This window comes from Marinobacter vinifirmus (genome assembly GCF_002258215.1).
GTDB lineage: Bacteria > Pseudomonadota > Gammaproteobacteria > Pseudomonadales > Oleiphilaceae > Marinobacter > Marinobacter vinifirmus.
This window is the reverse complement of record NZ_NEFY01000003.1, coordinates 185,327-198,344: the sequence shown is the minus strand read 5'-3', so window position 1 is coordinate 198,344 and position 13,018 is coordinate 185,327. Positions and strand designations below refer to the sequence as shown.

Here is a 13,018-nt window from a genome sequence, read left to right as displayed (position 1 = left end):
GCAATACCATGAACCAACCGGAATTTTTCTCACTGCGCACAAACACCCTTGCAGCGCTCGCACTGACCATCGGTCTGACCGGTTGTGGTGGCGATTCCTCATCTTCAACACAGGACCCAGTGATCACCGAAAACTTCGGGATTATTGCGACCGCAGCGGACGACTACACTTCCGGTGAGGTGGAGCTAGTGGCAATCGAAGAAACGGGCATGCAGGCCCCCGGGGGATACTTCAGCGGGATTTCTGACATTACCGTTAATGGCTATGGGCAGCATTACTACCTGATCAGGAAGTTCAACGGCGATCAGGTATTGAAAGTCGACATTGAAAACCCTGGCAAGGAAGTCTGGGAGGCAAGCACACTTGAGAGCGGCGAACAGGGCAGTGCCAACCCATATCAGCTCGTTTTCGTAAACGAGTCCAAAGCCTACCTGCTCCGCTACGGAAAAAACGAGGCATGGGTTGTAAACCCTTCCGCCAACCGGGCTGAGGACTTTTTCACCGGCAAAACCCTGGATCTGAGCGACTATGTACCCACAGACACAGACAGTCAGGGCGATGTAGTTCAGATGTCAGCGGGTGCTGTCGTCAACGGCAAACTGTTTATCACCATGCAACGGCTCGATAGCAATTACAGCCCCACCAATGACGGATACGTTGCGGTTTTTGATACCACAACAGACACAGAAATCGAGACCAATGCCAGTGCTACTGACACAATGAAAGGCATCCCTCTCATTGGCCGGAACCCTTCCAACATCCAGCACGTTGATGGCATCGGGCTGGTCATCACCAACCTGGGAAGCTTTTCCGCGCCCTTTGAGGGCACAAGCCTAGATGTCGTTGACCCTGAAACCTATCAGGTTTCCTCAATGATTCCAGACGCCGACATTGACACTCAGATCAATGATGTCGTCATCATCAGCCCGACTGAAGGTTACATACTGAACTACGCGGGCTGGCAGAGCATCTCACTACAGTCCTTCAATCCGTCCGAGGGCGCAACCTCCCTGGCTACGGTCAACAATCTGACCGGAATGGACTTCCGAGATATCGAACTGAGTCCTGAAGGCCGCCTGTGGTTGGCAGATGCCACTCTGTCGAATCCGGGCGTGCGGGTCATCGACCCTTCCGACAACAGTCAGGCCGATTTCATTGAAACCTCGCTGCTACCCATCGCGATCAGCTTCGGCACGGTGGTCGCCAATCCTTGACCTCGACAGCGGGCGGCTTTGGTGGCCGCCCGCCCAGTGCCCGACCAGGCGCTCTAACGCCTGTTCCAGTCTTTGCCATTCCTGCTCAGTGCCCGGAAGTCCGACTCTGATTGCAAGGGGATTCTCGAACAACCTCACCAGAATACCCTTCTGCGCCAGTTCGCGGTGAAAGTCCTTAGCCCTGGCGTGTCTCAGATAACGGAACAGAATCGTGCCGTCACTGAGACCAAGTCCTAACTCAGACAACAGCTCCCCCAATCGTTGGCTCTGGTGTTCAAGCAGATCCCTTGTCTGCTGCTGCCAGGCTCTATCCTGAAGCATTTCCGCCATCATATAGCGCGCTGGTCCGCTCACGGGCCAGGGGCCCAGCTCAGATCTCAAAGCTCTGCCTGTCTCTGCCTCAGCTATCACAGCGCCTGCACGAAGCCCCGCAAGACCGAAGAACTTGCCCATGGACTTGAGGACGATCAGTCCTTTCAGGGCCCCCGCAGCTATCAGGCTCTGTTGGTCACAAGCCGGCAAAAAGGCCTCATCAACTATTAGCCAACCTTGCCGCGCTCGCAGACGTTCCCGCCAAACCAGCAACTGTTCAACGGGGATCAGCTGCCCGGTCGGATTATTCGGCTGTATCCATACCACCACATCCACAGAGTCCAGCCACGCCAGCTCCGCTTGCATTGTCGCCTGCTCAGGAATCGCCACCACGTCGAAACCCGCTCGCCGCCAGGCATGACCATGCTCACGATAACCGGGCATGGGCACAGCCACCCGGCCAAAACCATGCATCCGGGCACGAACCGCTGGCAGGGCCATGATCGCCGCCTGGGAACCCGCTACGGGCAGGCAGCAGGCATGCTCCGGTGCCCCGGCCCAGATACGGATAATCTCTTCCAGACCATCCTCAGGCTCCGGCAGCCGTTGCCATACCTCTGCCGGAATTGCCGGAACCGGCCAAGGCACAGGATTAATACCGGTGGAGAGATCGAGCCATTGCTCACTGGGAATGCCCCAGCGATCAGCCGCTGCGTTCAATCGGCCTCCATGCTCCGGCAATTCGGGACCATCGAACACTGTCACCCGATACCTCCCAGCCAGAACACATTCAGACTTGCGGCCGCGGCTAACAACACCAACAGCCATAGCATGACACCGCGCTGGACTAATGAAATCGCGCCCTCTACGGTTTGCGCCGAGGCACCCGGCCCACTACCCAGCACCGGTCGCTGTTTGATGCCAACGGCATAAGGCGCCGGGCCGCCCAGAGTGACCCCCAGTGCGCCAGCGCCTGCAGCCATCACCGGGCCAGCATTAGGGCTGTCCCACGCTTTTGACTGCTCACGCCAGCATTGCAGTGCCAACCGGGTGTTGCCAAGCAACGCATAGGTCAAGGCAGTTAGCCGGGCAGGGGCCCAGTTCATAGCATCATCGAGCATGGCGGCGCAGCGCCCGAAATACAGATATCGTGGTGTCCGGTAGCCCCACATGGCATCCAGCGTGTTCACCAGCCGGTGCAAAACCAGTCCGGGCAAGCCAGCGACCAGATACCAGAACAAGCTTGAAAACACCGCATCCGCGCCATTTTCCAGCATGGATTCCGAAGCGGCGGCGGCAACGCCTTCGTCGGTCAGCGCTGCAGCGTCGCGGCTGACAATTTGGCCAACCGCCAGCCGGGCCCGGGCGCCATCCCCGGACGCCAACGCAGTCGACACCGCCCGACCATGCTCCGCCAGCCCCCGTAATGAAATGGCAAGCCAGACAACGGCCACCTGAGTGAGCAGCCACAGCCAGCCCTCCAGCAGGAATTGCAGCAGAATTGCCAGCACGACGGCTGGCATGACCGCTACCAGGGTCGCCAGCAACCCCCGCAAAAGGCTTTGCGTCGGGAATGACGGCTGATCATTCAGGCGTTGCTCCAACAGGGATGCCCACCGGCCGAAACCCACCAGCGGATGCCATCGCCGGGGCTCACCCAAGAGCCAATCCACCAAAACCGCGGCACCGCACACCAGCGCTGCAACCACAAACGTATCCAAAGCCGATCTCCGTAAATCAAGTGCCGGCAAGTCTAACCGACCGATCACTGAACTTGACAGTCTTGCCTCCCGGTTAGACCATCCTCGGTTTTCCGCCCACAAGGACCCATCGCCATGGCACTGCCCGACAGTTGGTTGAAGTCACCCCCAAGGCCCTCGGTTCAGCACACCGCGCTTGCCGCCGAACGCCAGCAGGTACTCACCAAGCCACCCGGCTCTCTCGGGCAACTGGAAAAGCTCGCCATCAACCTGGCGGGCCTGAACGGCAGTGACAAACCCAGCGTTGATCCGGTGCGAATGGTGGTGTTTGCCGGTGATCACGGAGTTTGCGCCGAAGGTGTTTCAGCATTTCCGCAGGCAGTCACCGCCCAGATGATCGCCAACTTTGCCAGCGGTGGCGCCGCCATCAGCGTGATGGCCGAGGAACTCGGTGCCAGCCTGGAAGTGGTTAACCTGGGTACGGTTGGCGAAGTACCGGAATTACCCGGCGTCATACACCAGATTATCGCCCCCTCTACGGCCAACATGGCAAAATCACCGGCCATGTCCTCGCGCCAGGTTGAATCCGCGTTATACAGTGGCGACGATGCCGCCAGGCGTGCCGTAAACGCTGGCTGCCGCCTGTTTATTGGTGGCGACATGGGCATCGGCAACACCACCAGTGCTGCAGCACTGGCCTGCGTCCTGCTGGGCCAGCAGCCCGCTGCTCTGGTTGGCCCGGGTACGGGGCTGAACTCCGAAGGCGTTGCCCGCAAGGCCCGCATTGTTGAGAAGGCCTTGCACCGACATGGTCCCGACCGGGATCCGCTGACGGTACTGGCCTCTTTGGGAGGCTTTGAAATAGCCGCACTGACGGGCGCCATAATGGGCTGCGCCGCACGCCGGATCCCGGTGCTGGTGGATGGTTTTATCGTCTCTGTCGCCGCGCTGGTGGCTGTGCATCAACAGCCAGGGGTGCGCGAGTGGCTTCTGTTTGCACACCGCTCGGCCGAACCCGGCCACAATTCCGTGCTGGAGTCACTCGATGCCTCGCCCCTGCTGGATCTTGGTATGCGCCTGGGCGAAGGCAGTGGCGCGGCCGTTGCCGTCCCCCTGCTGCGCGCCGCCTGCGCCCTGCATAACCGGATGGCCAGCTTTACCGACGCCGGTGTCAGCGGCAAAGCGGGAGACTAACCCCATGACCACCACAGTAATCGACCTGATACGCCACGGCGAACCGGAAGGTGGCCAGATGTTCCGGGGCAGTAAAGACGACCCTTTGAGCGACACCGGGTGGCAACAGATGATAGCTGCCATCGCCGAGGGTGATCGGTGGGACGCCATCGTCAGTTCACCCATGCAACGGTGCCGACGCTTCGCCCAGCAACTAGCCGAGGAACACAGGATTCCACTGCACATCGAAGAAGATCTTCGGGAGATCGGCTTCGGTGAGTGGGAAGGGTTGACCGCAGAGCAGATCCAGGAGCGTTATGGGGATCACCTCAACCACTTCTGGCAGGACCCCATCAACTTCTTCCCCCCCGGCGGTGAAGCTGTGACGGATTTCTACCAGCGCACCATCGATGGTTTTGATCGGTGGCAGCAAACCCTAGCCGGCAAACGGGTCTTGGTGGTCTGCCACGGAGGCGTTATTCGCATGGTGCTGGCCAACGTGTTGGGCATTCCGCTGGAGAAATCATTCACCGGCTTCGCCGTCCCTTACGCCTGCCGCAGCCGGATACAGGTGGACCAGTCCGAATTCGGTGTGTTCCGCAGCCTGATCAGCCACCAGCCTTTAGGGTAATTGGTAAACCCGCCACGGCCATCACCACCTCATCACAACGCTGGGCCAGGGCCTGATTGAGCCAGCCCAGCTCGTCGGCAAAACGGCGGGTAAGCGGGTCCATGCCGATGGTTCCGAGCCCCACTTCGTTGGTCACAATCACCAGAGGGCCGGGATAGGCCTCAACCGCCTCCAGAAAGGCCGCCCGCTCGGGCTGGAACAAGGAGCCGTCGGCAAACAACAGATTGCTCAGCCACAGGCTCATACAGTCCACCAACAGCAACGGTGGCTCTCCCAGACCGCTGGCATACACTGACAATACCCGGCCCAGGCGCAGCGGCTCCTCAACCAGCTGCCAGTGATCGGGACGCAGCTGCTGGTGACGCTGGATACGCAGTGCCATTTCATCATCGCCTGCAGTGGCGGTCGCCACATAAACCACGTCGTTACCGGCCGCTTTGGCCCTCTGCTCAGCCAGCCCGGTCTTACCGGAGCGAATCCCGCCGGTTACCAGTAACTTGTTGACCATAAACCTTTCTCCAGCCCGCCACATTCCGTCGCCAAGGTACACCAACCGGACAGACAACTGCTATAGTTTGGCCAGACTCTGGAATAACCGGTCAGCCAACCGCAAACATTTAATCAAGACTCAGTCACTCTGGAGAGCCCATGCAGGCCGAACTGTTGGACATCCGCAACCACATTGCCCAATACCCCCCGTTCAATGACATGCCTGAAGAACTTCTTGAACGAGTTGTCAGCGGTATTGAGGTGGTCTACTACCGCGCCGGCACCCAGATACTTGAACTCGGCCAGACCAATCATTGGCTCCACTATATCCGCAGCGGCGCCGTGGAGATTTTCCGCCGCTCCGGTGAGCTGTACAACCGCGTGGGCGAGGGCGAAATCTTTGGCCAGTTCGGATTGATGATGAACAAGAAAGTCCGGTTCCCCGCCAAAGCCATCGAAGATTGCCTGATCTACAAGATTCCGGATACCACCTTTCAGCATCTGTGGGAAACCGACGAAAACTTTGCAGACTTTGTTGAGATTGAAGACCGCAGCCGACTGCGTTCGGCGGTTTCGCGTAGAGAGAAATCCAACGAACTGATGACCGCCAAGGTTACCCGCCTGATATCCCGGGAACCGGTTTCCGCTCCGACCACCGTTCGCCTGCAGGAAGCCGCCAGAATCATGACAGACAATGGCGTATCGGCGCTGCTGTTGATGGATGAAAGCGGCGAACGCCCGAAATTGCAGGGCATCATCACCGACCGGGATCTACGTACCCGTGCGGTTACCCATGCCCTGGCCTCGGAAACCCCGATCAGCGACATCATGTCGGAAGGGCTGATCACCATCAGCGCCCGCTCCTTCATCTTCGAAGCCATGCTCACCATGCTCCACAACAACGTGCACCACCTGCCGGTGATGGAAGGCGACGAAGTGCGCGGCGTGATCGCGCTGTCTGATATCGTCAAATACGAAAGCCAGAGCAGCCTGTACCTGGTGAGTAACATCTACCACCAGAACGACGTCAAAGGCCTGAAGAAAATCAGCCGTGAAGTGCGCGACAGCTTCGTGCGCATGGTCAACGAAGACGCCAACTCCCACATGATCGGCAGTGCCATGGCCGGAATCGGCCGCAGTTTCAGCCAGCGGTTACTCGAACTGGGCGAAGAAAAGCTCGGCCCGCCACCGGTGCCCTACTGTTTCATGGCGCTGGGTTCCATGGCCCGGGACGAGCAGCTGGTAGTCACAGACCAGGACAACGCCATGATCCTGGACGACAGTTTCATTCCGGAAGAACACGACGACTACTTCCTGGCCCTGGCCAAGTTCGTCTCCGACGGCCTGGCCGAGTGCGGCTACACCTACTGTACCGGCGACATCATGGCCACCAACCCGAAATGGCGGCAACCGCTGAGGGTCTGGAAAGACTATTTCACTGACTGGATCGATAACCCCAAGGCCGAAGCCCTGCTCAACAGCAACATCTTCTTCGACCTGGACGGCATCTACGGCGAAACCGACTTTGCCGAGCAGCTGAAAACCCTGATTGTGGAAAAGGCCGGAGGAAGTCAGCGCTTCCTCACGTTCCTGGCCAGGAATGCCCTGAACCGCACACCGCCCCTGGGTTTCTTCCGCACCTTTGTGCTGGAAGAAGACGGCAAGCACCAGAAAACCTTTAACCTGAAACGCCGGGGCACCGCGCCGCTGTCTGACCTTATCCGGGTACACGCGCTGGCCAGTGGTAGCCGCTCCCAGAACTCCTTCGAGCGCCTGAAGGACGTAGCCAACACCAAGCTGCTGATGGATGACGATGCCGGCAACCTGCGCGATGCCCTGGAATTCATCTCGATTGTCCGCATCCGCCACCAGGCGCTGGCCATTGAAGAGGGCCGGGAACCGGACAATAACGTGCGCCCCGAAGACCTGTCGCCGTTCGAACGCAGCCACCTGAAAGACGCCTTCCAGGTGGTCAGCAATGCCCAGAAATTCCTGCGCTTCCGCTACAACGCCGGAGCCACGCGGAATGTCTAACGCCATCGAAAGCAGCAACAGTAACCGGAACTGGCCAGAAACCTACCGCCAGGGGGCGGAACAGGCAAAGGACACGCGGATTCGCGACTTTTACAACGCCGGCTGCCCGGATGCCACCACCCCCGTGCGCGACGTTCCGCTGGTCGCCTTGGACTTCGAAACCACCGGCCTGGACGTCAACAAGCACTCCATTGTCAGCATCGGCCTGGTGCCTTTTACCCTGGGCGGCATACAACTCGGCGAGGCCTGGCACCAGATCGTCCGCCCGCAGCTGCCGCTGGAGCAGGACACCGTTACGATTCACGGCATCACCCACAGCGAAATTGAACACGCCCCGGACCTTGCCGAGGTGCTCGACACCCTGTTCCAGCACCTCAAGGGCCGCATACCCGTGGTGCACTACCGCAACATAGAGCGGCCGTTCCTGAACATGGCCCTGCAATGGCGCCTGAAAGAACAGCTGCTCTTCCCGGTCATCGACACTATGGCCATCGAAGCCTACCTGCACCCCAAACGAAACCCCGGCCGGTGGCAGCAACTGATGGGCAAAAAGCCCATCTCCATCCGCCTGCCCGACAGCCGGATCCGCTACGGCCTGCCCCACTACGCCGGCCACAATGCGCTGATCGACGCCATCGCCACCGCCGAACTGTTCCAGGCCCAGGTACTGCACCACTTCGGCCCGGATACGCCCATTGGCGACCTGTGGGTATAAGGACCCATAGCCCCTGCAGGCGCCAATCGCTAGAATAAAGGGCAAATCAGCCAAAGAGACCACAGTGACCGACACCATCACCAAACCTACGCCTCTGGACGCCTTCAAACGCGCCCGAAGAATGTGGCTGAAAGGGGAAAAGATCAGCCTGGCGGCCCTGGCCGATGACCTGCACATAGGCCGCGCCACCCTGTTCCGCTGGGTGGGCAACCGGGACCTGCTGATTGGTGAGATTCTCTGGTCCCTGTACGAACCTCTCTACAAAGAAGCCCGTGCCATTACCCCCGGCCATGGCGTCGACTATGTAGTTGGCGTGTTCCGTCACATCAACATGACCATCCTGCACTTTTCGCCACTGCGGAAATTCCTGCACCAGGATCCGGAATACGCGCTCAAGATGCTCACGTCATCCCATTCCACCCTGCACGCCCGCACGGTGGAAGTGAATACCCGCTTACTCAAGGATGAAGTACGCGCCGGGCACCTGAGCCCGCCCATGAACATACAGAGCCTGTCCTACTTCATGGTGCGCATCGCCGAATCCTGCCTGTACAGCGACATCATCGGTGGCCGGGAACCCCGGGACGAAGAACTCGAAGATGCCTGTACAGCGGTACGTATCCTGCTGGGCGGCAAGGTGTAGGGCCCAATCAATCCCAGGCATAAAAAAACCGGCACTGTTTCCAGCGCCGGTTTTTTATGGTGTGACAGCGGCCAGAACGGCCGCGCCGGATCAACCAATCAGGTTGTAGACAAACACGATTGCCACGGCTACCGGAGTCACGTAGCGCAGCAGGTTGTGCCAAAGGGCAAAGGCACCACCGTCCATGGCCAGGTCGCTCTTCAGAGACTCCTTCGCCACGAACCAGCCCACAAACACGGCCGTCAGCATACCGGACAGCGGCAGCATGATATTGGCAGTAAAGTAGTCCAGCAGGTCGAAGATGGTCTTGCCTTCAAAGGCTGCGAACATGCCCAGCGGGGTCACACCGGACCACACGTTCAGTGACAGGATCGAGGCAATACCCAGCGCCCAGCAAGCACCGCCGGCGACAATGGCACTGCCGGTGCGGCCCAGGCTGGTTTTCTCTTCAACCCACTCAACCACCGGCTCCAGCAGGGAAATACCGGAGGTCCAGGCGGCAAACAACAGCAGGATAAAGAACAGCGCGCCAAACAGGCTGCCCATGGGCATGTTGCCGAACGCCAGCGGCAGGGTCTGGAAGATCAGGCCGGGGCCGGCACCGGCTTCCAGGCCGTTGGCGAATACCACCGGGAAAATGGCCAGGCCCGCCAGCAAGGCAACCACGGTATCCAGGATGGCAACACTGACAGCCGTGCGGCCAATCTTCACATCGTTACCGAGATAGGAGCCGTAGGCCATCATGATGGCCATACCCAGGCTCAGGGTGAAGAACGCATGGCCCAGGGCAACCAGGACGCCGTCAATGGTCAGGGCGCTGAAATCCGGGGTAAACAGGAAGCTGACCGCTTCGCCGAAATGACCGGTGGTGGTGGCATAGCCCACCACTACCAGCAGCAACACCAGCAGTGCCGGCATCAGGATGGTCGCAGCACGCTCCAGGCCACCCTTCAGGCCACGGGCTACCACCAGGATAACCAGCGCCATAAAGACGGTGTGCCAGAACAGCAACAGGCCGGGGTTACTCAGCAAATCACCGAACAAGGCGCCTACCGAGTCAGCCGTACCACCGGTGAAGTCACCCATGGCCGCGTGGCCGATGTAGGAAGCCGCCCAGCCGCCGATGACGGAGTAGAACGACAGAATGATAAAGGCCGCGAACATACCGATGATGGCAGAAATACGCCAACCCGGAGACGCCAGGTTGCGCTCTGCCACCAGCCGGAAACTGGTGATCGGGTTGTGGCGACCATTCCGGCCGATAAACACCTCGGCCATCATGATGGGAATACCGATGATGAAGATACAGAGCAGGTACACGAGAACGAACGCGCCGCCGCCGTTTTCACCGGTTACGTAGGGAAACTTCCACACGTTACCAAGGCCGACAGCAGAACCGGTTGCTGCCAGAATAAACGCGAGTCTGGAAGACCAGAGTCCGCGAGCCCCGGTACCGCTGTCAGCTGCGGAGTTGGACTGAGTCATGAGTTTTCTTCCTGTGCTTTTGGCTTTAGGAAATTACGGATTGTGAGTGCGCCGAGCCTGAGTGCTGGGGCAATTGGGGCCGGATTCTGCCAGCACTGGCCAAATGATGCCAGTGTTGAAATGTTGTTCAGTTGTTTACGGCCGGCCCCCGGCCAGGGGATCAGGCCAGGGCCTGCCGCCGAAACCGGTTGTTCACCCACAGCGAGAACGCAATCACCAGGCCGCCGAGCGCAAGCCGCCCGAGGTCCGCATCCCGGTTCCAGATCAACAGGTTAACCAGCAAGCCGGCCGGCACCAGGGCATTGTTCATGATCGCCAGGGTGCCGGCATCCACCTGGCAACCGCCCCGGTTCCACAAATACAGCCCCAGACCGGAAGCCGCCAGGCCAAGCCAGGCCAGAATGCCCCACTGCAAGCCGGTAGCCGGCAGCTTGTCCGGATTACCGAACACCAGGAACGACGGCAGGGCGATGACCAGCGCGCCAAAGAAGAAATAACCGAAAGTGCGATAGCCCGGCAGCTCCAGCGGGTAACGCTGCATCACGTGTTTGTAGCCCACCTGGCCGGCGGCAAAGGTGAAATTGGCCACCTGCAACAACAGGAAACCGGTGATGTAGTCTTCGCTCAGGCCGTCGTAGCGGATAATGCCGGCGCCCAGGGTGGCGATGGCCGCAGCCAGCAGGGCCACCGGGGAAAACCGGCGGTACATGGCATCGTCCAGCAGGGTGACATACAGCGGAGTGAAGATGGTGAACAACAGCACTTCCGGCACCGTCAGGTAACTGAACGAGCGGTACAGGCACAGGTAGGTGATACCGAACTGCAGCATACCGGTGGCCATGATGCCCAGCTTCATGCCTCCGGGAACACCGCGCCAGCGGGTCAGGGGCAGGAATACCAGAGCTGCCAGCAACACCCGGCTGAGCACCGCAAAGTCGCTGTCTACCCGGCCAGCCAGGAATTCACCAATCAGGCTGAACGAGAACGCCCAGAGAATCGTAACCAGAACCAACAGTTTCATCGCGCGCCACCTGCAAAAATCCGGGCTGCTACTTTACTGATTTCTTCCGGCAATTGCAGTTTCTGAAGGCGTGCTTGTCCCTATAAGAACCAACACCGGCGATAGGGTATGATCTTCAGCCGGCCCAAGGCCCCCTATACGCTCTGCACAGAAACCCGGAACACCATGGACGAAAACCACCAACCGTTACCAGAAACCCGGCAACCACTGGTCAGCCGCACCCTTACTGAATGGAAAACCCTGGCCATTCTGGGCGGCCCCATCCTAATTGCCCAGCTGGCCCAGATGGCCAATGGTGTCATCGATACCGTGATGGCCGGCCACGCCAGTGCCGAAGACCTGGCCGGTGTCGGCATCGGCAGCAGCCTGTGGATGCCGCTGTTCCTGTTTTTCATGGGCCTGCTCGGCGCGCTGCAACCAATCATCTCCGGCTACAACGGTGCCCGCACCACCGGCAAGATCATGCCGGCTACCTGGCAGGGACTGTACATTGCCCTGGCCGGCACCGTAGTGATGGTGCTGTTGCTGACCAACGTACAGCCGGTGCTGTCGATGCTGAAGATGGAGCCCACCACTGCCGGCATAACCCAGGGCTACCTGGATGCCTTCGCCTGGGGCATTCCCGCCATGCTGCTGATGAACGCCCTGCGAGGCCTGACGGACGGGCTCGGGCACACCCGGGTGATCATGGCATTTTCGGTGCTCAGTACCCTGATCAACCTGCCCCTGAACTACATTTTCATCTACGGAAAGCTCGGCCTGCCGGCCATGGGGGGCGTGGGTTGTGGCTGGGCCACCTCCTTGTCGAACGGAACGGCGGCCATCGCCCTGCTGGTATACCTGAATTACAGCAAGACCTTCCGGGCCTTCCATATACTGGCAGACTGGGTGAAACCGAACTGGCAGGGCATCCGTTACATTCTGCGCATTGGTGTGCCGATCGGCTTTACCATTTTCGTAGAAGCCAGCATGTTTTCGGTTATTGCGTTGTTCCTGGCTCCGCTGGGGCCGGTTGTGGTGGCAGGGCACCAGATTGCCCTGAACGTGGTGTCACTGTTGTTCATGCTGCCGCTGAGTATCGGAATGGCGCTGACCCTGCGAGTCAGTTTTCTGATCGGCGCACGGGCCCCGGACACTGCCTGGCTGATTTCCCGAAGCTCGCTGATCCTGGCCTCGGCCATCGCCCTGATCTTCGCCAGCGCCCTGTATGTGTTTTCCGGGCCGATTGCAGCGCTGTATTCCAGTGATGCCGAGGTACAGGCGGTCACTGTCCGGTTGCTGACCTTTGCCGCCATGTTCCAGATTGCGGACGTCATACAGGTCACCTGCATCAGCGCACTCAGGGGTTACAAGGACACCCGCATCCCCATGTTTATCATGCTGTTCTCGTTCTGGGGAATCGGCTTGCCGCTGGGTTACTTTCTGACCTTTACAGACGCATTGCTGCCGGCGCTGGGAGCGGCCGGATTCTGGGTGGGATTAACTGCGGGGCTGACCTCCGCCAGCTTGCTGCTGGGCTGGCGGCTGTTCCGGTACCGGCCGGCACCGGAACCGGCCTGAGCCAGCGCGTCTGCATAGACAATCCGGTCGCGGCCGGATTC

At 59.7% G+C, this 13,018-nt stretch carries 12 protein-coding genes; 7 read left to right on the top strand and 5 right to left on the bottom strand.

The features are described from left to right. Positions 1-8: 8 nt before the first annotated feature. Positions 9-1,214, top strand: a complete 1,206-nt coding sequence (locus B9Q17_RS05420; protein WP_094624419.1) for a hypothetical protein — start codon at positions 9-11, stop codon at positions 1,212-1,214. On the opposite strand, the gene cobD is transcribed toward B9Q17_RS05420, so the two are convergent. Together cobD and cbiB are read right to left on the bottom strand one after the other, a co-directional pair. Further along, complete coding sequence (cobD, locus tag B9Q17_RS05415; RefSeq protein ID WP_244177326.1) at positions 1,170-2,267, bottom strand: threonine-phosphate decarboxylase CobD; 1,098 nt, start codon at positions 2,265-2,267, stop codon at positions 1,170-1,172. The two genes, B9Q17_RS05420 and cobD, sit on opposite strands and share 45 nt — an antisense overlap. Positions 2,268-2,287: 20 nt before the next feature. Next, positions 2,288-3,247 carry an adenosylcobinamide-phosphate synthase CbiB gene (gene cbiB / locus B9Q17_RS05410; protein ID WP_094624417.1) on the bottom strand — a complete coding sequence of 320 codons (960 nt, stop codon included), beginning with the start codon at positions 3,245-3,247 and terminating at the stop codon, positions 2,288-2,290. A 120-nt stretch (positions 3,248-3,367) separates the two neighbouring features. On the opposite strand from cbiB, the gene cobT reads away from it, so the two are divergent. Continuing rightward, positions 3,368-4,420: a nicotinate-nucleotide--dimethylbenzimidazole phosphoribosyltransferase gene (gene cobT, locus B9Q17_RS05405; RefSeq protein WP_425268609.1), complete on the top strand. Its 1,053-nt coding sequence runs from the start codon at positions 3,368-3,370 to the stop codon at positions 4,418-4,420. Between the two features lie 4 nt (positions 4,421-4,424). After that, on the top strand, positions 4,425-5,030 hold the full coding sequence (locus B9Q17_RS05400) for a histidine phosphatase family protein (RefSeq protein WP_094624415.1): 606 nt from the start codon (positions 4,425-4,427) through the stop codon (positions 5,028-5,030). On the opposite strand, the gene cobU is transcribed toward B9Q17_RS05400, so the two are convergent. Further along, positions 5,008-5,538 (bottom strand): bifunctional adenosylcobinamide kinase/adenosylcobinamide-phosphate guanylyltransferase, encoded by a 531-nt coding sequence (gene cobU, locus B9Q17_RS05395; RefSeq protein ID WP_094624414.1) that lies wholly within the window; start codon positions 5,536-5,538, stop codon positions 5,008-5,010. The genes B9Q17_RS05400 and cobU overlap by 23 nt on opposite strands. A gap of 140 nt (positions 5,539-5,678) precedes the next feature. Between cobU and B9Q17_RS05390 the strand changes: the two genes are divergently transcribed. The 3 genes from B9Q17_RS05390 (at position 5,679) to B9Q17_RS05380 (ending at position 8,911) form a co-directional block, all read left to right on the top strand. Further along, positions 5,679-7,553 carry a putative nucleotidyltransferase substrate binding domain-containing protein gene (locus B9Q17_RS05390; protein ID WP_094624413.1) on the top strand — a complete coding sequence of 625 codons (1,875 nt, stop codon included), beginning with the start codon at positions 5,679-5,681 and terminating at the stop codon, positions 7,551-7,553. Then, positions 7,546-8,268: a 3'-5' exonuclease gene (locus B9Q17_RS05385; protein WP_094624412.1), complete on the top strand. Its 723-nt coding sequence runs from the start codon at positions 7,546-7,548 to the stop codon at positions 8,266-8,268. The genes B9Q17_RS05390 and B9Q17_RS05385 overlap by 8 nt, the downstream gene beginning before the upstream one ends. A 64-nt stretch (positions 8,269-8,332) precedes the next feature. Next, positions 8,333-8,911, top strand: a complete 579-nt coding sequence (locus B9Q17_RS05380) for a QsdR family transcriptional regulator (RefSeq protein WP_227508376.1) — start codon at positions 8,333-8,335, stop codon at positions 8,909-8,911. Between the two features lie 90 nt (positions 8,912-9,001). Here B9Q17_RS05380 and B9Q17_RS05375 read toward each other — a convergent pair whose 3' ends face one another. Then, positions 9,002-10,396: a sodium-dependent transporter gene (locus B9Q17_RS05375; protein ID WP_058342293.1), complete on the bottom strand. Its 1,395-nt coding sequence runs from the start codon at positions 10,394-10,396 to the stop codon at positions 9,002-9,004. 160 nt (positions 10,397-10,556) lie between these two features. Further along, the gene (locus B9Q17_RS05370) at positions 10,557-11,417 is read right to left on the bottom strand and encodes a carboxylate/amino acid/amine transporter (protein ID WP_094624411.1); all 861 of its coding nucleotides are present in this window, start codon (positions 11,415-11,417) and stop codon (positions 10,557-10,559) included. A gap of 165 nt (positions 11,418-11,582) precedes the next feature. On the opposite strand from B9Q17_RS05370, the gene B9Q17_RS05365 reads away from it, so the two are divergent. Further along, a complete protein-coding gene (locus B9Q17_RS05365; protein WP_094624553.1) occupies positions 11,583-12,977 on the top strand; it encodes an MATE family efflux transporter in 1,395 nt (464 codons plus the stop codon). Positions 12,978-13,018: the final 41 nt, after the last annotated feature.

Coding starts and splice junctions, on each gene's coding strand:
- B9Q17_RS05420 (WP_094624419.1), top strand. CDS start 9: ATGAACCAACCGGAATTTTTCTCACTGCGCACAAACACCCTTGCAGCG.
- B9Q17_RS05400 (WP_094624415.1), top strand. CDS start 4,425: ATGACCACCACAGTAATCGACCTGATACGCCACGGCGAACCGGAAGGT.
- cobU (WP_094624414.1), bottom strand. CDS start 5,538: ATGGTCAACAAGTTACTGGTAACCGGCGGGATTCGCTCCGGTAAGACC.
- B9Q17_RS05390 (WP_094624413.1), top strand. CDS start 5,679: ATGCAGGCCGAACTGTTGGACATCCGCAACCACATTGCCCAATACCCC.
- B9Q17_RS05385 (WP_094624412.1), top strand. CDS start 7,546: ATGTCTAACGCCATCGAAAGCAGCAACAGTAACCGGAACTGGCCAGAA.
- B9Q17_RS05375 (WP_058342293.1), bottom strand. CDS start 10,396: ATGACTCAGTCCAACTCCGCAGCTGACAGCGGTACCGGGGCTCGCGGA.
- B9Q17_RS05370 (WP_094624411.1), bottom strand. CDS start 11,417: ATGAAACTGTTGGTTCTGGTTACGATTCTCTGGGCGTTCTCGTTCAGC.
- B9Q17_RS05365 (WP_094624553.1), top strand. CDS start 11,583: ATGGACGAAAACCACCAACCGTTACCAGAAACCCGGCAACCACTGGTC.